Origin of the sequence: Streptomyces sp. NPDC059010 (assembly GCF_042740355.1) — a bacterium.
GTDB lineage: Bacteria > Actinomycetota > Actinomycetes > Streptomycetales > Streptomycetaceae > Streptomyces.
On sequence record NZ_JBHYJA010000024.1, the window covers coordinates 30,887 to 53,085 of the forward strand.

General features: G+C 70.0%; 22 protein-coding genes, 1 tRNA gene and 3 pseudogenes. 10 read left to right on the forward strand and 16 right to left on the reverse strand.

The genetic code is table 11. The features are described from left to right. The first annotated feature begins 529 nt into the window (after window positions 1-529). A tRNA-Gly gene (locus ACFWYS_RS25385) sits at window positions 530-603 on the forward strand. 139 nt (window positions 604-742) lie between these two features. On the opposite strand, the gene ACFWYS_RS25390 is transcribed toward ACFWYS_RS25385, so the two are convergent. Together ACFWYS_RS25390 and ACFWYS_RS25395 are read right to left on the reverse strand one after the other, a co-directional pair. Then, the gene (locus tag ACFWYS_RS25390; RefSeq protein WP_384773498.1) at window positions 743-1,879 is read right to left on the reverse strand and encodes a sensor histidine kinase; all 1,137 of its coding nucleotides are present in this window, start codon (window positions 1,877-1,879) and stop codon (window positions 743-745) included. Continuing rightward, window positions 1,879-2,544 carry a response regulator gene (locus ACFWYS_RS25395; RefSeq protein ID WP_384773501.1) on the reverse strand — a complete coding sequence of 222 codons (666 nt, stop codon included), beginning with the start codon at window positions 2,542-2,544 and terminating at the stop codon, window positions 1,879-1,881. The genes ACFWYS_RS25390 and ACFWYS_RS25395 overlap by 1 nt, the downstream gene beginning before the upstream one ends. A 354-nt stretch (window positions 2,545-2,898) precedes the next feature. On the opposite strand from ACFWYS_RS25395, the gene ACFWYS_RS25400 reads away from it, so the two are divergent. Beyond that, window positions 2,899-3,426 carry a hypothetical protein gene (locus ACFWYS_RS25400; RefSeq protein ID WP_384773201.1) on the forward strand — a complete coding sequence of 176 codons (528 nt, stop codon included), beginning with the start codon at window positions 2,899-2,901 and terminating at the stop codon, window positions 3,424-3,426. Between the two features lie 12 nt (window positions 3,427-3,438). After that, a pseudogene (locus tag ACFWYS_RS25405) lies at window positions 3,439-4,320 on the forward strand (DUF418 domain-containing protein); the annotation flags it as partial. A 217-nt stretch (window positions 4,321-4,537) separates the two neighbouring features. Here the strand turns inward: ACFWYS_RS25405 and ACFWYS_RS25410 are convergent. The 6 genes from ACFWYS_RS25410 to ACFWYS_RS25435 all read right to left on the reverse strand — a co-directional run bounded on the left by ACFWYS_RS25410 (window position 4,538) and on the right by ACFWYS_RS25435 (window position 9,433). Then, complete coding sequence (locus tag ACFWYS_RS25410; RefSeq protein ID WP_384773204.1) at window positions 4,538-4,927, reverse strand: hypothetical protein; 390 nt, start codon at window positions 4,925-4,927, stop codon at window positions 4,538-4,540. Window positions 4,928-5,193: 266 nt separating this feature from the next. Continuing rightward, window positions 5,194-6,999, reverse strand: a complete 1,806-nt coding sequence (locus ACFWYS_RS25415) for an ABC transporter ATP-binding protein (protein WP_384773206.1) — start codon at window positions 6,997-6,999, stop codon at window positions 5,194-5,196. Between the two features lie 82 nt (window positions 7,000-7,081). Then, entirely contained in the window at window positions 7,082-7,273 is a 192-nt protein-coding gene (locus ACFWYS_RS25420; protein WP_384773209.1) for a hypothetical protein, read from the reverse strand. A gap of 103 nt (window positions 7,274-7,376) precedes the next feature. Continuing rightward, window positions 7,377-8,012 (reverse strand): cation:proton antiporter, encoded by a 636-nt coding sequence (locus tag ACFWYS_RS25425; protein ID WP_384773212.1) that lies wholly within the window; start codon window positions 8,010-8,012, stop codon window positions 7,377-7,379. Window positions 8,013-8,023: 11 nt separating this feature from the next. Next, window positions 8,024-8,821 (reverse strand): calcium-binding protein, encoded by a 798-nt coding sequence (locus ACFWYS_RS25430; protein ID WP_384773214.1) that lies wholly within the window; start codon window positions 8,819-8,821, stop codon window positions 8,024-8,026. Between the two features lie 402 nt (window positions 8,822-9,223). Continuing rightward, window positions 9,224-9,433 carry a hypothetical protein gene (locus ACFWYS_RS25435; protein WP_384773217.1) on the reverse strand — a complete coding sequence of 70 codons (210 nt, stop codon included), beginning with the start codon at window positions 9,431-9,433 and terminating at the stop codon, window positions 9,224-9,226. A 203-nt stretch (window positions 9,434-9,636) separates the two neighbouring features. On the opposite strand from ACFWYS_RS25435, the pseudogene ACFWYS_RS25440 reads away from it, so the two are divergent. The 7 genes and pseudogenes from ACFWYS_RS25440 to ACFWYS_RS25470 all read left to right on the forward strand — a co-directional run. Beyond that, window positions 9,637-9,993, forward strand: a pseudogene (locus ACFWYS_RS25440) (DUF5990 family protein); the annotation flags it as partial. Between the two features lie 51 nt (window positions 9,994-10,044). Beyond that, window positions 10,045-10,395: a SpoIIE family protein phosphatase gene (locus tag ACFWYS_RS25445; RefSeq protein ID WP_384773220.1), complete on the forward strand. Its 351-nt coding sequence runs from the start codon at window positions 10,045-10,047 to the stop codon at window positions 10,393-10,395. After that, window positions 10,374-10,493, forward strand: a pseudogene (locus ACFWYS_RS25450) (hypothetical protein); the annotation flags it as partial. The gene ACFWYS_RS25445 and the pseudogene ACFWYS_RS25450, both read left to right, overlap by 22 nt. Before the next feature lie 286 nt (window positions 10,494-10,779). Further along, complete coding sequence (locus ACFWYS_RS25455; protein ID WP_384773223.1) at window positions 10,780-11,133, forward strand: hypothetical protein; 354 nt, start codon at window positions 10,780-10,782, stop codon at window positions 11,131-11,133. Window positions 11,134-11,782: 649 nt separating this feature from the next. Next, window positions 11,783-12,361 carry a DUF5994 family protein gene (locus ACFWYS_RS25460; RefSeq protein WP_384773226.1) on the forward strand — a complete coding sequence of 193 codons (579 nt, stop codon included), beginning with the start codon at window positions 11,783-11,785 and terminating at the stop codon, window positions 12,359-12,361. Between the two features lie 396 nt (window positions 12,362-12,757). Then, complete coding sequence (locus tag ACFWYS_RS25465; RefSeq protein WP_384773227.1) at window positions 12,758-13,174, forward strand: DUF5994 family protein; 417 nt, start codon at window positions 12,758-12,760, stop codon at window positions 13,172-13,174. Window positions 13,175-13,286: 112 nt separating this feature from the next. Beyond that, on the forward strand, window positions 13,287-13,808 hold the full coding sequence (locus ACFWYS_RS25470; RefSeq protein ID WP_384773504.1) for a DUF5994 family protein: 522 nt from the start codon (window positions 13,287-13,289) through the stop codon (window positions 13,806-13,808). Window positions 13,809-14,029: 221 nt separating this feature from the next. Here the strand turns inward: ACFWYS_RS25470 and ACFWYS_RS25475 are convergent, their stop codons facing one another. From ACFWYS_RS25475 to ACFWYS_RS25510, 8 genes are all read right to left on the reverse strand, one after another. Next, on the reverse strand, window positions 14,030-14,572 hold the full coding sequence (locus ACFWYS_RS25475; protein ID WP_384773230.1) for a hypothetical protein: 543 nt from the start codon (window positions 14,570-14,572) through the stop codon (window positions 14,030-14,032). Window positions 14,573-15,036: 464 nt separating this feature from the next. Continuing rightward, a complete protein-coding gene (locus ACFWYS_RS25480; protein ID WP_384773232.1) occupies window positions 15,037-16,320 on the reverse strand; it encodes an ATP-grasp domain-containing protein in 1,284 nt (427 codons plus the stop codon). Then, on the reverse strand, window positions 16,313-17,536 hold the full coding sequence (locus ACFWYS_RS25485) for an MFS transporter (protein ID WP_384773235.1): 1,224 nt from the start codon (window positions 17,534-17,536) through the stop codon (window positions 16,313-16,315). Before ACFWYS_RS25485 ends, ACFWYS_RS25480 begins: the two co-directional genes overlap by 8 nt. Beyond that, a complete protein-coding gene (locus tag ACFWYS_RS25490) occupies window positions 17,529-18,104 on the reverse strand; it encodes an RBBP9/YdeN family alpha/beta hydrolase (protein WP_384773238.1) in 576 nt (191 codons plus the stop codon). Before ACFWYS_RS25490 ends, ACFWYS_RS25485 begins: the two co-directional genes overlap by 8 nt. 4 nt (window positions 18,105-18,108) lie before the next feature. After that, on the reverse strand, window positions 18,109-18,924 hold the full coding sequence (locus tag ACFWYS_RS25495) for an arylamine N-acetyltransferase (RefSeq protein ID WP_384773240.1): 816 nt from the start codon (window positions 18,922-18,924) through the stop codon (window positions 18,109-18,111). Window positions 18,925-18,949: 25 nt separating this feature from the next. Beyond that, a complete protein-coding gene (locus ACFWYS_RS25500; protein ID WP_384773243.1) occupies window positions 18,950-19,897 on the reverse strand; it encodes a 2Fe-2S iron-sulfur cluster-binding protein in 948 nt (315 codons plus the stop codon). Further along, window positions 19,894-20,751 carry a diiron oxygenase gene (locus tag ACFWYS_RS25505; RefSeq protein ID WP_384773246.1) on the reverse strand — a complete coding sequence of 286 codons (858 nt, stop codon included), beginning with the start codon at window positions 20,749-20,751 and terminating at the stop codon, window positions 19,894-19,896. Before ACFWYS_RS25505 ends, ACFWYS_RS25500 begins: the two co-directional genes overlap by 4 nt. Before the next feature lie 411 nt (window positions 20,752-21,162). Further along, a complete protein-coding gene (locus tag ACFWYS_RS25510; RefSeq protein ID WP_384773249.1) occupies window positions 21,163-21,963 on the reverse strand; it encodes a helix-turn-helix domain-containing protein in 801 nt (266 codons plus the stop codon). Window positions 21,964-22,199: the final 236 nt, after the last annotated feature.

Below are 22,199 nucleotides of genomic sequence, written 5' to 3' on the forward strand. Positions count from 1 at the left end.
ATACGCAAGGCGCGCGGAACGACGACAATCGCGCCGCCCGCGCGCCAGGCTGTCACTGCTGGTACCGCGTGTGCTTCCGCTCCGCTACCGCTTCTCCAGCTGCACCGGCACCACACTGCGGAGCCGGGCACAACGGGGACACCGGACGAGCCGGCCGGGGCCGAGTCGCTCGGCCTGCTGCATCGGGAACGAAGCGGTGCTGAACACGTGCCCATCGGCACAACGGACGACGGTGCGCTCCATCAAGTCCAAGAGTCCCTTCCCCAAGAGCCGCGTCTGGCTGCTGCCTGCCTGACGACGAGAGGCCACATTACGGGATCAAAGGGACGGCCCTCCAGGCGGCACTCCGACCCCGCGCGGACCCTCTCCCACCCCTCCACCGTACGCCCCAACTCCGGCCCCCCGCACCAGGATCCCACTCCTGAAACGCCCTCAGGCCCCTCGGCATCAGCGCCCGGGGCCGGACATGAGGTACAGTGACGAAGCGATCGGACACCGCCTCCGGATCATCACGGAGCGGGCGTCTTACGCGGGTGTAGTTTAATGGTAGAACATCAGCTTCCCAAGCTGAGAGCGCGAGTTCGATTCTCGTCACCCGCTCCATGTGAAACCCCAGGTCAGCGGCCTGGGGTTTGTCGTGTCTGGGCCATTTTGAGGGCTCCATGCCCGCTGAGTGCCCTAAGTCGAGGTGAAATGGCCACCTCAGGGGCATTCACGCCGATCCGCGTCGGGCGGGTTGTGCTCAGGCGGGCCGGGTGGAGGCCCGTAGTTCGATCTCGTATCCGCCCTGTGGGGTCGGTTCGGTGGTGAGGGTGCCGTCGAGCAGTTCGGCGCGTTCTCTCAGGCCGATCAGGCCATGCCGGGCGCTGGGCAGGGCGACGGACGGGCGGGTGGGGGCTGTGTTGGTGACAGTGACGCCGAAGTGCTGCGCGTCGTGCCACAGGCGTACCTCAGCGCGGGCGCCGGGGGCGTGCTTGCGGACGTTCGTGAGGGCTTCTTGGACCGTGCGGTAGACGGTGCGTTGGGCGGTTGTGCTGATGCCGGGCGGGAGCTCGCCGGTCAGGGTGGTCTCAATGCCGCTGTTGGCGATCAGTTGCTGGAGGTCGGCGAGGGTGGGCTGGGGGGTGAGTTCGGTTTCCTTGCCGCCGGAGGCGCGCAGCAGGGTGACCATGTGGCGGAGTTCGTCGAGGGTGTTCACGCTCAGGGTGCGGATGGTGCGGGCGGCGTCGCGGGTGTCGGGCTCCTTGGCGGCGACCTGCAGGGCTCCGGCCTGTACGGCGATGAGGCTGACCTGGTGGGAGACGACGTCGTGCATCTCGCGGGCCAGTTGGGCGCGTTCGCGGGCGAGGACGGTCTGGGCGTACAGGGCGCGTTCGTGTTCGCGGACCACTTTGACCTCGACGAGTTGGCGGGCCACGTCGCGTCTGGCCTGCACGAGCTGGCCGCACAGGATCGGGGCGAAGGCCATGGCCAGCGTGTAGACGAACTCGATGAGCGTCCAGGTCCGGTCGCCGGAAAACGTGTCGCCGGAAAACGTGTCGGACAGGGGCCAGGCGAGGGTGGTCGCCGCGGCGTTCAGCAGGGCGCAGACGGCCAGCTGGGGGCGGTTGCGGGTGCGCGCGGCCAGTGTGTACAGGGCGGTGATCGGCGCGACTGCCACGTCCATGAACAGGGTCATGGGCAGTGTCAGCAGGAAGACGGCCAGTGGAAAGCGCCTGCGCAGGAGCAGTCCGGCGCAGCCGAGGGCGGCGAAGGCCCACATGTACGTCGTCGCCTCGCCGTAAAGGTTGATCCAGGCGTCGAGCGCGGCGAGCACGACGAGGCCCGCGTCGACCGCCCAGGGCGACACCCGCCGCCGCAGCGCCTGACCCGTGCCCATCATCCGTTGCTCCGTGCCGTGTTGGCGCCGTCGTCGCTGAGCAGTCCGGCCCGCTCCGCGAGGAGCGCCGCCTGGACGCGGCTGGAGACCCTCAGCTTGGTCAGGATCGAGCTGACGTGGTCCTTGACGGTGCCCGCGCTCAGGTGGATGCGGGTGCCGATGTCGGCGTTGGACAGTCCTTCCGCGATCAGGACGAGGACGTCACGTTCGCGGTCGGTGAGCAGGTTCACGCGCGCCACGTCCGCGTCCTGGGGCGAGTCCGCCCCCGAATGGCTGCGCAGCAGAACCCGCGAGGCTTTCGGGGACATCACCACCCCGCCCGCGGCCAGAGTGCGTACGAGCTGGGCGAGTTGCTCGGGCTCGGTGTCCTTGAGCAAGAAGCCCGCGGCTCCCGAGCGCAGCGCGGTCAGGATGTACTCGTCGGTGTCGAAGGTGGTCAGCATGGCCACCGTCGGCGGCTCGGGCAGCGTCTGGATCTCCCTCAGGACGGTCAGGCCGTCCACGTCCGGCATACGGATGTCGAGGAGCACGACGTCCGGGTGCTCGCGCCGGATCACGTCGGCGGCCTGCGCTCCTTGCGCGGTCGCCACGACCTGGATGCCGTCGGAGGCGTTCAGGATCAGCTCGAACCCGGACCGCACCAGGGCCTCGTCGTCCACCACCACTACCCGGATCACCGGCGTTCCGCCTCACACTCGTCACACTGTCTGCTCTGCCCGGCTTCTCGGCGACCCGTAGGCCCCTGCACCCCGCATCGGGGCGTCCACGTTCTCGTACGGTGATCGCCTGCTGCCGACAGTACGTCCGGCCAGGTGCGCGGCGGTGCGGCCGCTGGAGACTCCCGCCACCCGGCAGGCCGGTTCCAGCCGGTCGGGGGGAGCGCTCCGGCCCGTCGGCGGGCGGGTGGGCGAGGTCCGGCGGATGGTGTCGGCGGTTCTCGTCCGGTGGGATCGGTCCGTGGGCCCGACCGGGTCTGCGGGCCGCAGTCGATCTCCGTACCGTCAGAGGATCACCCAGCCATGCCCCGCCTGTACCTGCGTCAGCCTGTCCGTGCTCTGCGCCGCTGTGCGGCGCAGCCCCATGTGCTGTTCGGGGGCGTGTACGGGGCGGTACTGGCCAGCTCCTTGGTGGCCGCCCTGACGGAACAGGGTGAGACGACGCCCGCCGACCGGTTCAGCAGCGCCCAGTGGCTCCTGATCACGGCCGCCGCATCGGCCTTGGCGCACGGTTACGCACATCTGATCGCCCTGCGCGGCGACCGGACCCATCACGGTGTGCGCGCCGCGGTGCGGCTGTTGCTGTCCGAGTGGCCGTTGGTGGTGGCGACGGTGCCGACGGTGGTCCTGCTGCTCGGCGCGGGCTGGGGGTGGTGGCCCTCGGCGGGCATCGAGTACGTGGCCTTCGCCGTGAACGTGGTGCTGCTGTTCGCCTGGGGCCTGCTCGCGGCCCGCGCTGCCGGTCGCACGTGGGGCTCCGCCTTGAAGATCGGCACGGTGGACGCGTTGCTCGGGCTCGCGGTCGTGGTGGCCAACGCCCTCATCAAGTAGGGCAGTTGGCCGATCATCCTCGGCTTCTACGGGGTCTACTTCCTGCTCGCCCTGCCCCTGGTCCGCCTGCGCGCCAAGACCCTCGCGATCATCGCGGCCGCGTTCGCCATCGTCACACCGCAGCTGGCGTTCGCCCTGACCTCGCTGCTGACCCCGTCGGTCCAGCAGAGCATCAACACCTACGACCCGCTCCGCCACCTCAGCGAGGTAGGCGTGCTCGATCTGCTGCTCACCGGCTTCTACCCGGCGCTCACCTGGATGTCGTTCGTGATCGCGGGCATGGCGCTGGGCCGCCTCGACCTGTCCTCCGGCACTGTCCAGCGGCGCCTGGCCGCGTTCGGTGCCGCCCTCACCGCGACCGCGTACGGCATGTCCTTGCTGCTGGCCGGCCCCGGCGCGTTGCGGAGCCTCGCGGAAGGCGGGTCGTCGTCCGGCGGCTCCGGGTCGGCGTCCTTCGGCAGCATGCCGTCGTCCGGCGGCTCCGGGTCGATGCCGCTCGACGGCGGGTCGTTCCCCGATATGCCGGCGTCGTCGCTCCTGGCGGCCGGGCCGCACAGCGGCACCACGTTCGACATCATCGGCAGCCTGGGAGTCGCGATCCTCGTGATCGTGGGCGCGACCGTGCTGATGGACCGCCTGCCCCGACTGCGCCGCCTGGCGAAACCGGTCATCGCCGTGGGCACCATGTCCCTGACCGCCTACGTCGGCCACTTCGTCGCACAGTCCATGCTGTCCGTGGGCGCCGGGACCAGCACCCAGCAGTCATGGGTGCCCCTGATCATGTTCGTCCTCGGGGCGATCGTGTTCGCCACCCTCTGGTCCCGCTTCTTCCGCCGCGGCCCCCTGGAGTACCTCCTCAACACCGCAACCAAGCCCGCCAAGTACATCCGTTGAGGTCCAGCCGGGGTGGGACGCCTGCACGGCCCACCCCGGCCTGGACGGCCTGCCCGGCCCGCAAGGGGATCGCCCTTGCGGGCTTCGGCCGTGGTCCCGGCCGACCGCTGGCAGCTCCGCCTGTCGCCGACCGGCCGTCCATGGGCAAGGTCCGGGCGACTGCGGGACATGCGTGGGCATGATGCCCGGCGCGGCCCGGGGCAACGGCTGGTGCGGGTCAGGAGACGGTGGCCGCCGGTGCGGCTGAGACCACGACGGCCACCCAGGCAGGTGTGGAGACTCGCGGCGTCGCACCGGGCAACGCCGGGGAAACCCATCCGGTCGTGGACACCCCCTCCTCGACCACGTCCACGACGATGTCGCGGACAGCCGCGACATCGATGTGGTCCAACTCGTCCGAGAGCTCCAAGTTCAAAAGGCGCCCGCCATCGGGCGCGATGTGGTGGCCGAGCTGCCGCTCCCCGAGCAGGGGAAGAACCTCCCGCAGCTGCTCTTGGTCCAGCAATCGCTGCACGCGGACTTCGTCGTGTCCGGCGTCCGGGAGGTGCTCCAGCGGCACCTCCTCCGCTTTGCGCGCACGCCACCACTCGGTGCTCGGGTTGATCATGACTCGGCGCACGTACGCGCCGGCCCGCGCCTCGTCACGAATGCAGGCCGGGCGCCGGGGGGGGGGGGGCCGGGGGGCGGCCCCCCGGGCCCGGGCGCGGCCGCCCCGCCCCCCCCCCCCCCCCGCCCCCCCCACCCGGGGGGGGTGGGTTTGATATGCCCGGGGCGCCGGCCCGCCCGCCCCCGCCCCGGCACCGGACGGCGGGCCCCCCGCGGGGGGGGGCCGGGGGGCGGCCTGCAAGAGGTCCTCGGCGTCGCAGGCCCGTCTCACCCGCCGGGGCGTCCCGCCGAGGTCAGGAGCTGCATCGCCGCGAGCTGCGCGTACAGCTCGTCCTCGGCCACCAGCTCCTCGTGGGTGCCGACCGCGCGGACCTTGCCCGCGTCCATGACGATGATGCGGTCGGCGTCCGTGACGGTCGACAGGCGATGGGCCACCACCAGCACGGTGGTCTCGCGTGCGGTCTCGGCGATGACCTCCCGCAGTGCCAGCTCGTTGACGGCGTCGAGCTGCGAGGTCGCCTCGTCCAGGAGCAGCAGCCGGGGCCTGCGCACCAGCGCGCGGGCGATCGCGATGCGCTGGCGCTCGCCGCCGGACAGTTTCGTGCCGCGGTGCCCGACCGGGGTGTCCAGGCCGTGCGGGAGACGCTCGACGAGGGCGTCGAGCCTGGTCCGGGTGAGGACCTCGCGTATCTCGTCGTCGGTCGCGCCGGGCGCGGCGAAGACCAGGTTCTCCCGCAGCGTGCCGGCCAGCACCGGCGCGTCCTGCTCGACGTATCCGATGACGGACCGCAGCCCGGACAGCGGCCACTTGGTCACGTCCTTGCCGTCGACCAGGACACGGCCGCCGGTCGCTTCGTAGAACCGCTCGACGAGCGCGAAGACCGTCGACTTGCCCGCGCCCGAGGGGCCGACGAACGCCGTCATCCCGCCGCCCGGCACCTCGAAGTCCATCCGCTGGTGGATGTCCGGCGACCCGGTCCCGTAGCGGAAGGACACCTCCTCGAAGCGAACCGACGCCGGACGTGGCCGCACCGCCTTGGTCGCCGCGAGCTGCACTGACCGGTGCCGGTCCTGCGGCTCCGTCGCCAGGCGGTCCACCTGCGCGATCCGGGCGATCGCGGCCGCGCCCTCCTGGTAGTGGGACGCTGCCTCGACCAGCTTGTACACCGGCTCCATCAGGTAGAAGAGGTACAGCAGGAACGCGATGAGCGTGGACACGGGCATGTCCCCGGACGCCACCCGAGCCCCGCCGACGGCGAGTACCGCGAGGAACGCCAGCTCGACGGCAAGGTTGTCGGCCGAACCCAGCACGGCCTCCCACTTCGCGCTGCGCACGCCGTGGCGCCACGCCCTGCGTGCCGCCGCCTCGACGCGAGCGGTCTCCCGCTCCTCGGCGCCGGACGCCTTCACCGTGCGGAACGCGCCGAAGACCCGCTCCAGGCCCGTGGACATCTCCCCGACAGCCGCCTGCGCACGCTCGGCGGCCTGCCCGATCTTCGGCATCACCAGCACGGCAGCCACACCGACGACCGCGACGACTCCGAGCGTGACGCCCAGCAGGACGGCATCGAGGAACGCCATCACCACGACCGCCGCGACCAGTGTCACCGCCCCCGTCGCCGCGGAGACCACCGCTTGGGTGCTGACCGCCCGCAGCAGCGTGGTGTCGGAGGTCACCCGGGACATCAGATCGCCCGGCTGCATCCGGTCCAGGTCCGTGAGGCGCAGTCGCAGCAACCGTCCGATGAGGCTGCGGCGGGCGGCGAGCACCACCGACTCCGCCGTCCGTTCCAGCGCATAGGCACCGAACGCCTCGGCCACCATGCTCAGCAGGACCAGAACGGTCATGGCCAGCAGAATGGTGCCGATCGTGCCACCGGACGAGAGCCGGTCGACCAGCGTCTTCGTGGCCAGCGGCTGCAGCAGCCCGCCGGCGGCCCCTGCCAGCGCCAACAGCAGACCGAGCGCGACGGCCCACCGGTGCGGACGGACGTACCGGTACAGCGCCTTGAGCGTCTCGCGGGCGCGCAAGGACTCGGCACCCGTCGCCTCCGGGGCGGATGCGGTGTTCACAGGATTCCTTTCCTATGTGTTCGGCCGCGCACCGCGTCAACGGTTGCGGGCATCGGTCCGCCGGGGGCCTGGGGCGCGGAGATCAGGCGTACGACGGCCAGTGAGAGGCCGCCCGCGAGGCGAAGAGGTGCACCCCTGCTTCGTAGAACTCAGGACGGACGACGAACAGGACACCGGCGCCCGCCATCAGCGTCAGGCAGAGAAGTTCCAGCAACCGGCCTCTGCCAGGCTCGACGGCGGTCTCGGGCTCCTTGTCACGAACGTGCTGTGTCATGCCTCCAGGCTGGACGCCCGGCCGCTCCGCGCACATCCGGCGACTGTCGGGTCCGCCCCCGCCGAGTGGCTGGAGAAGACCGGCCTGGGGTATGAGGGGCACATCAACCCTGCTTGGCGACGACCCGTGAGTCCGGCTCGTCGGTCCCCTGGGTGCCAGGGCCGCCGACAGCCGACGAGGGCGGGCCGGTCAAAGACCGGGCGATGACCACCGAACCGCCACCGTGGAGCAGAACGCTGCCGAGCACAGTCAGGGTCATGGCGTACAGGGCGGTGTCGGCGTACCGCCCGTCCGGCAGAGCGTTGAACGCGAGCAGGCCGAACACGATGGAGGTGGTGCCGCGTGGTCCGAGCGCGCCGACCATGAGCCGTTCTCGCCAGGTGAACTTCGAGCCGAGGAAGGCGAGCATGATCGGAAGGATGCGCACGACGGTGAGCGCGGCGACGCAGAGCACGATGGCGGGCCAGTCGACGCCCTCGCCCAGGGCGAGTACCACGGCGTTGCCGAAGAAGAACCACATGCACATCGTCATCATCGAGTTGGTGTCCTCGATGAGCTGGAAGCCCGAGGCGTGGGGAGCCGAGGCGCCCCGTCGGCGGACCCGCGCCTGCCTGACGTAGCGGAAGGCGATCCCGCACACGAACGAGGCCACGAAGCCGTTGCCGTCCATCGCCGTGGTCACGGTGTAGGCGAGCAGCGGTGTGACCAGCACGACGATGCGCCGGGACTGCTCCGTCATCCATGCTCGGGTTATTGCACGTCCACGAAGTCGCCCGTCGCCTTGACGGCCGGGGTGGTGGAGGTGCCTGCGAAGTTCCAGCGCCAGTAGCCGTCTTCGGACGCGGGGACCGTGGTCGTCAGGTTGCCGGTGCTGGAGGTGTACACGGTCTTGACGGTCGCATAGGTCGTGGTGCCGGCCTTGCGGAACTGGAGCTTGACCGGCTGGTTGGTGTAGCCCCGGTGATCGAGATTGTCCCAGTCGGCCCGGGTGAGCTTGCCGGTGACGGTGAGGGTCTTGCCCTGGGCGATCGGTTCCGGGCCTGCGTCCACGGTGAGTTTGGAGTGCCGCTGCAGACGGGTCGTGGTGTAGCTCGCCGAGTGGGTCCAGCTGTCGTCATTGGCCACCCCCTGCACGCTGACCTTCCAGGTGCCTGCGTGGGCGTTGGTGAGGGCGGTGCCGCCGTATCTCCAGTCCGGTTCGAGGGAGATCGTCTGCGAGCAGGTGGAGGTGGTGGCACTCGACGTGACGCAGTCCGCATGGGAGTAGTACTGGTTCGACACGATGCGGTCGTCGTAGGTCTCGTAGGGGTTCGCACCATCCGGTCCACGCCACAGGACGAAGTCCGCGTCCTGGATGCCCGACGGGTGGGTGAAGGTTCCTGAAACCGTGATCGTCTTGGCGTAGAGATCGACCACGATGTTCTTGCCACCGTCGAAAGAGACGTTGCTGATCTGGACGTCGGTCTGAGTCTCGTCCCCGTAGGCACCTGGGGCGGCGAAGCCGGCCAGCACGGCGACGGCACCCCCGGCCAGAACACGACGCTTCACCGAACGCCGATGACGTGTTGCACGCGCGGCCACCCTCGTCCCCCCAGTTCGTTCCCGTGACTTGGGCACAGCCGTCACACGGGCCGCCCGCAGTACCCAGCGCACATGCGCGCTCAAACGTCACATGCGGTACGGACGGGCGGCCGTCGAGGGCACCCCGACGCCGACGGAGACGAACAAGGCCGGAAGGACCGAGAAGGTCCAAGGCAGGCCGAGCGCCCGGGCCAAGCCGTCGAAGCACCCCTCCACCCGGCCCTGGACTCAAAACTCCTGGCAGCGGCGTGATCTTGGTGAACAGCCATTGCTGCCAGGAGCTTCACCGTCCGTACCGCCTGCGTCCGCCCGACGCCCCAACCACCGTCAGGTCGGCAGGGAGTCGCCGACAGGCGGTCGGACTTCAGGTCAGAGGGAGGCGCTGACGCCGACGTGGTTGTACTGGCCGGCTCCGGCCAGAACCTCGTTCTTGACGGCGTCGAGCTGGGCCAGGACATCCGCGCTGCTGACGGCCGTGGGGCCGACGACGAGGCCGGCGTGCGGGTTCAGGCCGCCGGCGATGTCATCGAGCGCGGCGTCGGAGATCTCGACGGTCTGAACCTGGGGAGCGGAGTTCATGAGGAAACTTCCCTTCGTATGGATGATCCACTAGGGGGGCGGGCCCCGCTGGGGACAGAGAGCGGGCCTCGGCCACAGGAGGCGTGCGACACCCGTTTCCCCCGTCGCTTCCCAAGCTGAGAGCGCGAGTTCGATTCTCGTCATGGACAACGGCGGCGCGATGGCGGCGCGATGGCGGATGATGCCGCTATACGCATACGCATCGACGCCTTCGACCTGCCCGGCCTCAGCCCGGCGACGCACCGTCCGCGACCTGGACCCTTCAGTGCACCGCGAGCGCATCGCCGACCGGGACCGAGGTCAAAGGCACCTACGTGCAGAACCGTCTGGGCCGACGGTTCGTCTATCTGTCGTGGGGCACGGTCGACGAGTCGGACACCTTCACTATGTTCCGCCGCGCCAGACTCATGCTCGATGTCATCCCCGCAGACGTGCTCTCTGCCGCCGCACGCGACGGTCTGCTGGTCGGACGCCTCGGTCTGACCGACGCACAGGGCGGGCCCCTGTGCGCACGAGTCGAGCCCCCGCACATCACCTGGACCGCCGCACACGCCGGCTAGGAGCGGTTGCATACCGTCCCGCGCCGGCACCGCTTGACCGCGGCGGCCGGCATGGCCCAGCTGTACGGCATCCTGCGCGCACTGGCCTGGGACCACACCGGACCGCCCGGCGCCGTCGTCGACCGCCTCGACGACGGCATGCCCGCCATCACCACCGTCCCCATGGCCACCCTCGTCCTCGCCCGGGTCGAAGGCCACCCGCACACCGGACCATGGACCCGGCGGTGGACCAGCGCCGGACATCCGCCGCCCCTCCTCCTGACCCCCGGCGGACCCGCGCAATACCTCGAAGCCGGACAGGGACTGGTCCTCGGCGCCCCCAGGGCACCGACGCACGCCGGCCGAACGCCACGCAGTCCCTGCCGCCGGGTTCGACCCTGCTGCTCTACACCGACGGCCTGATCGAGATCCCCGGCAGCGACCTCGACACCGGCCTGGACCGGCTGCGCCGCCACGCCCTCACGCTCGCCCACGCGCCGCTGGACACGCTGTGCCGGCGACGGCTCGCCCGTATGCCGCCCGGCAGCACCGACGACGTGGCTCTGCTCGCCGTGCGTCTGCCGGCCCGGCGACTGAGCGAATTCACTCGCGGCCCGGGGATGACGGGCACCGTCCGCTCCGCTGGGCACAGGCGTACGGTGGACCTACCCGGAGCAGGTCACGCCGGGCTCGCAGGTTTCCTCCCGTCGGTCCGCCCGTCGGACGGAGAACCGTGGGCGACTCCCGCCGCCTTCCCTCGCGACCACCGCTACGGCGCGGCCTCGCCGAGACCACGGAGGTGGCTCCATGCGCTCGACGCACCCCCGCATCCACGACGCCGAGAGCGCCCCGGACACACCCGAAGTACCGCCGGCCTCCGCTTACGCGGACGAAGACCCACCCGTGGGCGAGCTCGCCGAGGTCCGCATCATCGCGGCGAACCCCGACATCGCCCAGCGGGTGGCACAACTCCTGCGCCAAGGCTTCCGCTGCGACGAACCGCGCAGCTACCCCGCGGGCGCGGACGGACGCGGCACCCTGCTCCACCTGACGGTCGACACCGCGCACCCCTCCGTCACACCGGCATCGGCATCGGCACCGTCCTGGCTGACCAGCAGCCGTTCCCAGGCGCAACGAGCCCACACGGACGAGCCGGGCTGACCCGGCGGACACTGCGGTACGTCGTACGACTGCCATCGCCGTTCGGCCGAGGCATCGGAGCCGACGGGTCTCCCTGCGGCTACCAGCCCGCTCCCGCTCCGCGTGTTCCGACCGACCGCCGCCGGTCGTCCGGCCCCGACGGCGGCCACCCGATGCCCCCTTGGCGGCCGCTCCCCCCTTCTCGGGCGCGCGATCGGGAGCCGGGTGCCCCACATCGGACCCACGACGGCAGGCGGGATGTCACCGCGCGGGTCTCCCGACGAGGGGAGGTGAAGGTGACCGAAGCAGGCTGCCGGAGGGCGAGGAGAGCCAGGGCCAACTGTCTTGCGGTGGCGGCGAATCGGTCCTTGCCCGGTATGCCGGGGAGCAGGCGGCCCATGGGCTGCCGAAACGGTGGACGTTCCGGCAAACTCCTGCGCACGGCCGGACGGCGTCAGCCTAGGCCCTCTTCCCGTGGGGTGGGAACCCCGAGGGAAGCCGGCTTTCCGCCATCCCACGGACGCGCGTCCGTGGACCGCTCCGGGCACGCCGGGGCGGAGTAGCGTGGCGGACACCGGGAGTTCCCCGTACGCCCGCGGCCCGTCGGCGTCGTTCCTGGCGCACCATGGCACCGGTCCGTCGCACGGCGGCCCGGGGACAGGACCGCGACATGGCATCGCGCGCCGATGAACATGCGGCCCCCGAGCAGAAACACTCCTATCCGCCCTTGCCCACCCGGCTCGCCCTGCGCCCGCCGACCTTTCCGCCCGGCCCCGTGTGCGGTGCCTGGTGGCCCCGTTCCCGCGACCTGATGAGCGAACTGCCCATACTCACCGACGCGTTCGACGCAAGGCGGGGGAGGGCGCCCGGTTTCGCCGTGCGCCGCGGCACCTGGCCGGAGGCGCCGTGCGACCTGTCTGCCGCCGGTCAGACAGTGAAGGCCGCGTGGTTCGCGTCCGGGTTCGACCCCTACACGATCCGGCTCTACTCCTACGGCATCGGCCACTGGGACCTGCTGGTCGTCCCGCCCGGGACCGAGGCGGCCACGGCCGCACGGCTGATGACGGCAGCGGCCGACCCCGCGCTCCACCTCACCGCAAGTGCGCTCGTCGCGGCCGAACAGCGTCGGCACGACCAGGACGGCGCCGGGTGGGAGCGGGAGCAGATGGAGCAGTGGGAAGGCGAGGGCGGTGCACCGCAGCACCACTCAGCCGGCCTTTCCTTCTTCCACAACTGTTACGGTCCGTGACCCCTCTATTGCGCTGCGCCCGGTAGGGTGAAATGACCGAGGGCCCGCCGCATACCGGTGACCGAACCGGTTTCGCTCCCGGCGCACGACGACACCGGGCGGCTCGACGCCCGGGACAGGTGCCGCATCATGACAGGCCCCGCTGCCCGCCCTCGACGCCCGCGATCCGGACGCGGCCCCGTCTGACGCCTGCCGCAGGTCAGCCATCGCGTCTGCCGCCGCCCGCGTCCCGGCACCCGAGTGCCCGGCCGGGCCGACCCGTCGGCCACCGCGATCCACCTCCTCGAACACCTCAGCCGGGTGCAGGCCGTGAACCACGGCCCGCCTCGGCCCGCCGCACCGCCGGTCGTGACCGGCCCGCGCCCGCCCGCGCAACAAGCCCATCCAAGGAATTTCATGATCACCACGGTCCCACCCGTACCGCCGCCCTCCCATCCCCTCCTCCGGCTGCACCTTGCGCCCGACAGCACCCTGCCCCGCCGCCTCGACGGCGCGTGGTGGCCCCGCTCCTACGATCTCCTGGCGGAGCTTCCCCTCTTGCTCGCCGCGCTGCCGCGCGCCTGGGGGCACATCGCCAGTGTCACGGTGAACTCAGCGGACTGGTCCGCAGCACCGGGCCGGATGTTCGTCTGCAACCAGGTCGTACGGCTGCGCAGCGCCGTCGCACCGCACGCGCCGAACACCGTCGTCCTGCTCGCCCCCGGCCACGGCCGCTGGGACCTGCTGGTCGTGCCGCCCGACACCATCGAGGAGGAGGCCGGGCCGCTCATGACCGCGGCAGTGGACGACCGCGCCCGAGACCGGCAGGAGTAGCTTGGACACCAGGAAGGCAAAGACGCAGGACGCCCTCCTCCGGGCAGCCGCTCGGCCACCGCCGACACCGGCAGCCGACGGCTCGCCCCACCCGGAAAGGCAGATGAGCGCGATGCCGGACTCCCCCACCCCGCATCCGGAAGGGCTCCTGGCGGACGGCGTACACGAGTCGGTGCGCCCCGGAACGGCTCTCCTGCGGCTCACCACCACCCACGACCGCCAGGGCATACTCGACGGTGCTTGGTGGCCCCGTTCGAGGCACCTCGCCACCGAACTGCCCGGCCTGATCGGCGCACTGACCGAGCGCCTCGGGCCGGTCACCCGGATCGGCCTGGACTCCGGGGCCTGGGACGAGATGCCGACACGGATGACCGTCGACGACCGGGTCGTGCACATCGACGCCTTCTCCACGGGCGACGACACCGCGCTCGTGACCCGAGGAGACCAGGACTACTTCTCCCTGCTCGTGGTTCCGCCGGACACGCCTCCCGAGGCGGCGCGGGCCGCGATGGCCGAAGCGGTCCGTGCCGACAACCCCAAGCAGGCCGTGCAGATCCTGATCGACACCAGCACGGGCCAGGCCCGCCCCACCCAACCGGGGATTGTCGACGACCATCGACGGGAAGGCCGGTGACCGAAACGCCGATCGGTCAGGATCACCGGTGAGTCAAGCAGCAGAAAGTCCTGAGAAAGCCGCGCCCCAGACGTGTGTGCTCGGCCAGGCAGGGGACTTGGTGTACAGGACCGGTTCAGCAACGTTCCCCTGGGGACCGGAGAGCGACCTCGCGGGGCTTGATGTTGTGCCCCCGCGACGTCACGGTAGCGCGGCCACACCCCGGAGAATGCCCGCCGCCTTCAGCGGAGCACCAGCAGGCGGCGCGGAGCGAACCGGGACGCCCCGCGATCCTCGGCCGGGAGACAGCGCCAGCCCCAGGCCAGCAGTGCCCGGTAGGTGTCCAGGTCACGGCGGTCGACCAGGGTGACGCCGAGCGCGCCGATGTGGTCGCCGAGCAGCCGCTTCTGCAGGCGCCGGGCGAGGTTCCACTCGCGGGTCAGGTCATGGGTGCGCACCCGGCTCGCCACGAGGACGTCGGCGACCGCGAAGAGCTTTCCCGAGGCGGCGACGCGGAACAGGTTCTCCGGGAGATACTCGTCTAGGCCCTGCCACCAGGGGCCGGCGCCGCGCACGGGGAAGCCGTAGGCACATGCCGTGAGGTCGGTGGCGCCCGAGGGGCGTACGGCCTCCGCGACGAGCAGCTCGAACCCCGGCCGCCGCATATGACCCGCGAGCCGCTGCCGGAAGGCACCGGCCCCGGCCTGGTCCGACGGGTCCGAGATCCCCGGGTCGCCCGGCTCGCTCGACGAGGTGTGGGCGTACAACTCACCGAGCTCCCACATCCGGTCGTCGACCTGGCGCCGGGTCAGCGGCCGGGGAGCGTGGGCTGCTTGGGAGGGTGGTCGAGCGATCGGCGCACCGGACGATCTTCAACCAGTGGTGACGGCCGCTGGCTTAGCCCTGGGCATCACCGTCACCGGTGGCTGGCAACAAGCGTCGCGGTTCTTGGATGTCTTTCCCGGCAGGTAGTGAACGGCCCCAACTCCCAGGAGCGTCCTGGCCAGGAGCCCAGGCTGTCGCAGCCGGAGCCCACCGGCTCGACCTGCTCTACGACGTGGCCGACCACGCCCCGGGCCGCAGCGCGGGCGGCTCCGTTCGTCTGCTGGTTCACGGTCGTGGCCCTGGCCGCCACCATCAGGGCCTTCGCCTTCGGGTTGCCCCGCAGGCGCGGGGCAACCCACCGGCACGCTGCCGTGCGACGCGGGCGTGGCACGGACCACGCCCGCATCGGGCTGACAGCCACTGCCTATGTGCCGGGCAGGACCTCGATGAGGGCGCCCCTGCGGTCCAGGTCGAGGACGTAGTCCATGTCCCGCGCCAGCGCCACGGGGTCCGCGTGGGCGAGGACGACGCGGCCGTACGACGTGATCAGGTCGGTTGTCTTCTCGATAAGGTCCCCCGGCGCCTGCTCGCAGGTGTCGAAGAGGTAGCTCTCAAGCTCCCGGCAGGACTCCCGGACGCGGTTCGCCGCGACCACGCCGCCCGCCGGGGCGGAGAGGAAGCACTCGACGACGCCCCGCCGCAGGGAGGGCCGCACCCGGGTCCGGCGCTCGAATTCCACCGGCGCCACGCGCGACGCGAGGGTCAGGTCGATCATGGAGTGCGAGGATGACTCCTCGACCAGCCTTGGGCCCAGCCCGCCGTGCATGCGGGCACCCGTCTCGATGAGGACCGGGCCGTCTTCGGTGAGGATGAGCTCGCTGTGGGCGGGACCGTTTTCGATGCCCAGCGCCGCGAGCACATGCTCGACGTAGGCCACGATGTCGGGGTGGTCGCCGACGTCCACCGACGACATCGCGCGGTAGACGGGGTTCCCGTCGACCGTCTCCTTCGTGTAGCGGAACATGTTGACGACGAAGGCCGAGCCGTCGAGGGACACCGAGTCGACGACGAACTCCGGGCCCACGAGCCGCTCCTGGACCAGGACCTCCGTGATGAGCTCACCGGCGAGGTCGTTCCGGCCGAACAGCTTCTCGCAGGCGGCCCGCACCTCGTCCAGGGACGAGCAGAAGAAGACGCCGTCTGTGGCGAAGGACTTCACCGGCTTCACGACGTACTCGGCCAGTCCGCTCCTGGCACACCACGCCACGGCGGACTCGGTGTCCTCGGCGAGGTGGTGCGGGATGTACCGGGCGCCCGCATCGCGCAGCCGGCCCTGCATCAGGAACTTGTCACGCCGGGCCTCGGAGGGCCCGGTGTTCGGGCGCATCCCCCAGTGGGCGGCCAGCAGGTCGTACGCCTCCACGCCCGGCTCGGACCCGCAGATGAGGTGGTCCGGTCGACCGCCGCACAGGGCCTCGACCGCTTGGGCCGTCGTGAGGACGTCCGCGTAGCGCAGCTCCGCGACGAAGTCCTCGGCCGGGTAGGTCGCGACGAGCGCCGCCGGCAGGGTCTGCGACGTCAGCACGGCGACGGAGTCCAGGCCGTACAGCTCCTTCGCACGACGGGCCAGGGCCGAACCGCTGGAGTACGGGTCGACGATCACGAGCTTCCCCGTGCCACCAGCGCTCCGGATCGCGGAATCAGGCATTCTCCAGCACCTTCTCTTCGCTCTCGGCGCGGGGCACGGGCTCGTTGCTGCGGACCATGGTCATCGCGAGCGACCCGACGAGGGCGCAGGCGGCCGAGACCCACAGGGCCGTCTGCCACTGCCCGGCGTCGAGCAGGTCTCCGTAGACGGCGGCCGCGACCGCTCCGCCCAGGTAGAACGAGGACTGCCGCATGCCGATCGACACCATCTGGCGGGCCGGCGCGAAGCCAGACATGGCGACCGTGTCCAGGAGCGGCATCAGGCAGTAGTTGAACAGCAGCCGCAGCAGGTAGAGCACGATGAAGACAGCCAGCGGGACGGTCAGCGACTGGAGCAGCAGGCCGAGGACGGCCAGCACCCCGAAGAACGCGGCGCTCGGGCGCAGCGAGAAGCGCTTGACCAGGACCGGCGCGAAGATGGCGCCGAAGATGCTGACGATCTTGTCGGTGCCCAGGATGAGCGAGATGTCGCTCACCGGGATGTCGTAGATCTGCTGGAAGAGGACGTTGGCGAACCGGAAGAACAGCGCGATCGACGCGCCGAGGAACCCGGCCGCCAGGAAGAGGGCCACGAAGTTGCGCTTCTCGACGGGTGCGCGGCTCTCCTCCTGCGAGGCCGCCGCGGCCGTCTTCGCGACCGTCCGCGCCGACGGGAGGCGCAGGACGAGCATCAGGCCGGCAGCCAGGAAGGACAGCAGCAGGAAGAAGCGGTACTTCTCCAGGTCGCTGGTGTGCAGCCAGCCGCTGACCACCGACACCAGGGCGGAGCCGATGACTCCGGCGCCCAGGTAGGAGATGAAGAACGCGCTGAACAGGCGGGTACGGGCGGCTTGCGGGACCTGTGCGCCGGCGATCGCGTTGCCCACCGAGAGCAGGCCGAGCATGCCGGCGAGGATCAGACTCAGGACGACGGACGCCGAGGCGACCGAGGCCACGAACGGCAGACCGGCGAACGGAACGGTGTAGAGCACCGACGCCCCGATGAGCAGGGCCCGCTGCGACATGAACCGGCCGAGGAAGAGGAGCGGGACGACCGCGACCGCCATGGCACCGGTGGCGATGGCGTAGATCACGCCCGCGTCGCCCTCGTTGATGCCACGCTCGGCGAGGTAGAAGTTGAACACCACGTCGAAGATGGTGTTGGCGAGCCCCATGAAGAAGGACGCGGCCAGGTAGAAGTAGATGGGCCGCGGGACCGAGGCCAGTTTGCTAAACAAGGGGGGCACGTCCCTGGGCCGAGTCGGTCGATTCAAGTACATGTCCGGAGTGGTGCTCGATCAGTGCCGCCCCGTGGCTCCACGGGCCGTAGCCGTCCCGGGTGGCCAGGTGCCCGCCGCCGGGGATGATCTCGACGCTGCTGCCCCAGGTTTCGGCCAGACCGAGACCTCGCTCCAGCTGCAGGAACGGGTCGTTGTCGGAGACCACGAGGTGGGTCTTCAACGGCAGCCTGCCGGTGGGCAGCGGTGCCTGCGGGCGGATGACCGGCAGCGTGTCGGCCGCCTCGACATCGGCCGGGGCGACCAGGAGCGCCCCGACGACCCGGCTGTCCCAGCACGTCGCCGCCCACTGCGCGACGGTCACCGATCCGCAGCTGTGGCCGATGAGGAAGACCTCCCCGTCGATGCCGCGCACCGTCTCGTCGAGCCTGGCGACCCAGCGGTCGCGGTCGACGGTCGCCCAGTCGTCCTGGACCACGCGGGAGAACCCCGCGTAGGTGTTCTCCAGATGCGTCTGCCAGTGGTCCGGGCCTGAACCGGTATACCCCGGTACGGTCAAGTAGTGCACGCAATTACCTTTCGAGCCCGAGGTCCTGGAGGGGAACGCTGAGGCCGAAATGGAGCCCGAGCAGTTCTTGGAGCCGTGCGCCGTCGTCGACGGGGGTGGTGGTGCTACCGCCGTCCGACACGATCGTGAGGTGGCCGTCGCGGACGCTCACCCTGCCGGTGGGGGTGGGGATGCTCGCCACCTTGTGCTGGTTGAGCAGGCTGTTGGGCGACGCCGTCGTGTAGAAGTGCGCCATGTCCAGATCGGCCGGCTCGACCGGGGCGTCGACGAACCGGTAGATGTCCTGCCACTCGGCCGCGTTGACGGCGTGTTCGTGGATCGACACCGTCCAGACCGGAGCACCGGAGCCGTGGTCGAGGCGGACCCGGGTGGAGAGGGCGGGGTGGGTCAGCTGTGCCCCGTCCGCCAGCCGGACCGGCCCTCTCGGGCCGCGGGCCCCGTATCCGATGTCGAAGAGCCAGCGCTCGGCGTCCAGCGTCACGATGAAAATCTGGTGGGTCGCCGGGCCCTTGGGGCTGACGCTGCCGCCCAGCCGGAGCTCGTAGTCGAATCCGCACGCGTCGAACAGCGACTGCATCATCCGCCCCGTTTCGAAGCAGATGCCGCCGCGGCGACGGTCCACGATCGTTTCGTGGAGCGCCTCCTCGCTGAGGCCCCGCTCCGCGTTGCCGTGCATGCTGAAGTTCTCGAACGGGACGTTGTACAGGTGCGCTTCGTGGAGTTGCCGAAGGCAGTCGAACGTCGGCTCCAGCGGCGTGCGGAGTCCGATCCGTTCGGCGTAGTCGGCGATGAGCTGGTTCACAGGGGTCTTTCTGGTCATGGTCGTGGGGGGACGGTTGCCGATGTCAGACGTTGAGGACGAGCCGCGTACCGATCGACTTGCTCACGCACGGGAGCATGTAGCTGGATGCGGCCTTCTCCTCGTCGGTGAGCACCTCGTCGCGGTGGTCGATCCGGCCGGTGTGGACCTCGACCTCGCAGGTCCCGCAGATGCCCTGCCGACAGGAGGACGGGACGCCCACGCCGTTCCGGTTCAGCGCGTCGAGCAGCGGCTGATGCTGGGCGGCTTCGAAGGTGATGCCGGTCTTGACACATTCCACTTCGACGGAGGAGGGCATGTCACCGGCGGCTCCGGTCGACGAGCCGTCGGTGATCAGCCGCCGTGAGCCCGGGGCACGCTCGACGGCGTCTCGCACCGCCGCGACCATCCCGGCCGGTCCGCACACGCCGACGGTGCCGCCGACGGGGATGCCGGCGACGGCTCCGTCCCAGTCCGGGCGGCCCTGGCTACTGGTGTCGATGGTGACGACACTGCCGTTCTGCTCCCGCGCCAGCTCCTGGATGCGCTCAAGGAAGGGGAACTCCTCCGCGCCCCGGTCGACGTAGACGAGCCGCCAGTCGCGCAGCCGGCCGCCGGACAGGACGGCGAGGATCGGGTTGATCCCCACGCCGCCGGCCACGAAGTCGGTGAAGGGGGTGGCGTCCTCGGCGGTGAAGTGCCCGCCCGGGGCGGACACCCTGACGGGTGCTCCGACGTGCAGGCGGGGCGAGAGGTGGTCGCGCCGGCCGCCCCGGTCACGGTTGCGGACGGCCAGCTCGTAACCCTCGTCGCCGAACGCCAGGATCGTGTAGGTCTTGTAGCGCGGTCCCACGCGCAGGGTGAGGTGCTGGCCGGGCACAGCGGCCGGCAGCGGCTCGCCCCCGGGCGCACCGGTGAGCCAGTACTGCGTGACGGTCGGCGTCAGAGCGCGCGCAGCCTGGACGGTCGCGGGACGGCCGGTTTCGGTCCTCATGCGATCAGCCCCGATTCCTGGAACGCCTCAAGCGTGGCGGTGTGCTCCAGTGCCCCCGCCTCGACGAAGTACTGGAGGGTGGGCCCGGCGCCGCGGCGCACGTCGTCCACCACCTTGTCGCGCGTGTAACAGTCGCTCATGATCTGTTCCACCTCGTGGCGGGCCAGGCCGGACGCCCGCAGCCCCAGGGCCGCGCTCGCGTAGTCCGGCTCCAGGAACGCGAAGATCAGCCGCGGGATGTACGGGCCCGCCAGCTCACGCTCCTTCCGCGTCATCGCCGGCCACAGGAACCGGAGCAGCGTCGAGAAGTAGGAGTGGTGCTTGGCCTCGTCGACCGCGTGGTCGGCCACCATCTCGCGGACACCCTCGGGAAGCCGCTTGTCCTGGGGCAGTTCGTCGAGAATCGAGGAGATCAGCGTCTCGCTGACGATGGCGAACAGCAGCTCGTCCAGGCCACGGATCTGGCTCGGCAGCTCCTCGTGGATCCGCGCGAGCTCGGCGGTGAAGGTCGGGGTGTCCGGGAGGGCTGGGGCGATCCGTGTACGGGTGCGGACCTCGCGCAGGATCTCGTACGTGAACTGCGCGTGCCAAGCCTCGTCCGTCACGATCTTGAAAGCGTCCAGCAGCATGTGCTCGGGCAGGTCCAGTCCGGACATACCGCGGCTGATGTGCCCGGTGACGGGGATGACCGCGCTCTGCTCCAGGTCGATCGTGAACTTGAGGTATTCGTAGAGGCGGTGGACCAGGACGGTCTCACGGATACGGGGCTCGGCCTGCTTGAGGATCGGGTGCGAGAGGGCGGGGACGAGCTCCGGGCTGAAGAAGAGTTCGCCGTCGCCTTCCAGCGTTCGCATCGGGCTGTTTCGGACTGTGGCGACCCGTTCCCAGGTACGGAATCGGCTGCGGTATTCGGCTTCGACACAAGCCTGGTCGAGGTGATTTTGATGCCGGCGGGCGAGAACGGTCCGGTTCGCCGTTCTCGCGAATTGCAGTGCCATGCTTTGAACCTTCATGTGACTGCTCAGGTCTTCGTGTGACCTGTATGTGGTGGTGTCGTTGGCTGGAGGATGCCCATCGACACAAGTGCCCGTCAAGCGGCAGAAGTTTGCCGCTGTACGGAGTTTTCCGGTTCGCCAGCATTGAAGAAACACCGAAACGGACAAATGGCAGCGACCGGCAAATATTTGCCGGTCACCGGTCGAAGAGAGCGCGCAAGCGGCAATAGTTTGCCGCTTGCGGTCGCACGGAGGTGTGTAGAGTGTGCGCTATTCCGCTGAACTGCCGTTCTGTTGGGCGGGGATGCGGACGCGCCAGGGCAGGGCGCGATTCTGCGGCATCAGCATGACGCAGCGCATTCCGTGCTGGTAGGCCGGGAGAAGCACCTGAGAGGTGACGGTGATCTGTTCGGGTGAGATGTGGGGGAGGCTCAGCCTGTACCGGTGGCCCTGGCGGAAGGCGATGACCTTCGGTCCCTGCGCCCAGAGTTGACGGCATGTCGGATCCTGCAGAATGCGCTGGACGAGGCAGTCGAGCGACGCCTTGTCCGAGCCCGTGGCCAGGGCGAACCGGAGCATCGCCAGGTAGATCTCCGCATGCTGCCGCCAGTCCAGCATCTGCTCGCGGGCCTCTTGGTCGGTCAACGCCCAGTGCATGAGGTTGGCACCCGGTTTACGCACCCAGGGAAACCAGTCGGCCATCAGAGTGTTGTAGCCCAGGATGTTCCAGCTACCGTCCGTGAGATAGGCGGGGAACTGGGTCTGCCCCGTGACCAGTCGCAGGAGCGCGAGCTGGTCCTCGGCCGCACCCTCGTCATCCGCGAGCGCGATGCCGGCGCCGTCGAGTGCGCGGCTGTACAGGACCATGCGCTCGTCGGGACCCAGTACCAATACCCTGGAAAGTCGAGCCAATATGTCACTGGAGAGCGATACGGAATCCCCCGACTCCAGACTTCGATACCACCGCTCGCTCACGCCCATGAGTTCGGCGACTTCCTTCTGCGGAATTGCCTTTTCACGTCGCAGCTTTACGCCTGCGTCAACTCTCCAGACACGGAGAAGCTGCGGCAACTCCGTGGCCTGAAGGGTAGGGCCGTACGGCAAAGCGCGATTATGAACGCCACTTGTCCCCATCATTAACTCTCCCCCGTGATGGTGCGATATCAACTTATGGTATGCAGTCGCAGTGTACAGCGTGACGCGCGTCTCAGGGCCTTGCGCGGACACCCACAAGGCCGCTTTCATGCAATCAACTGCCTATCACCCACTGGCGGTTGAGAGCCTGGAACAGGAAAGCGGAATCCCTA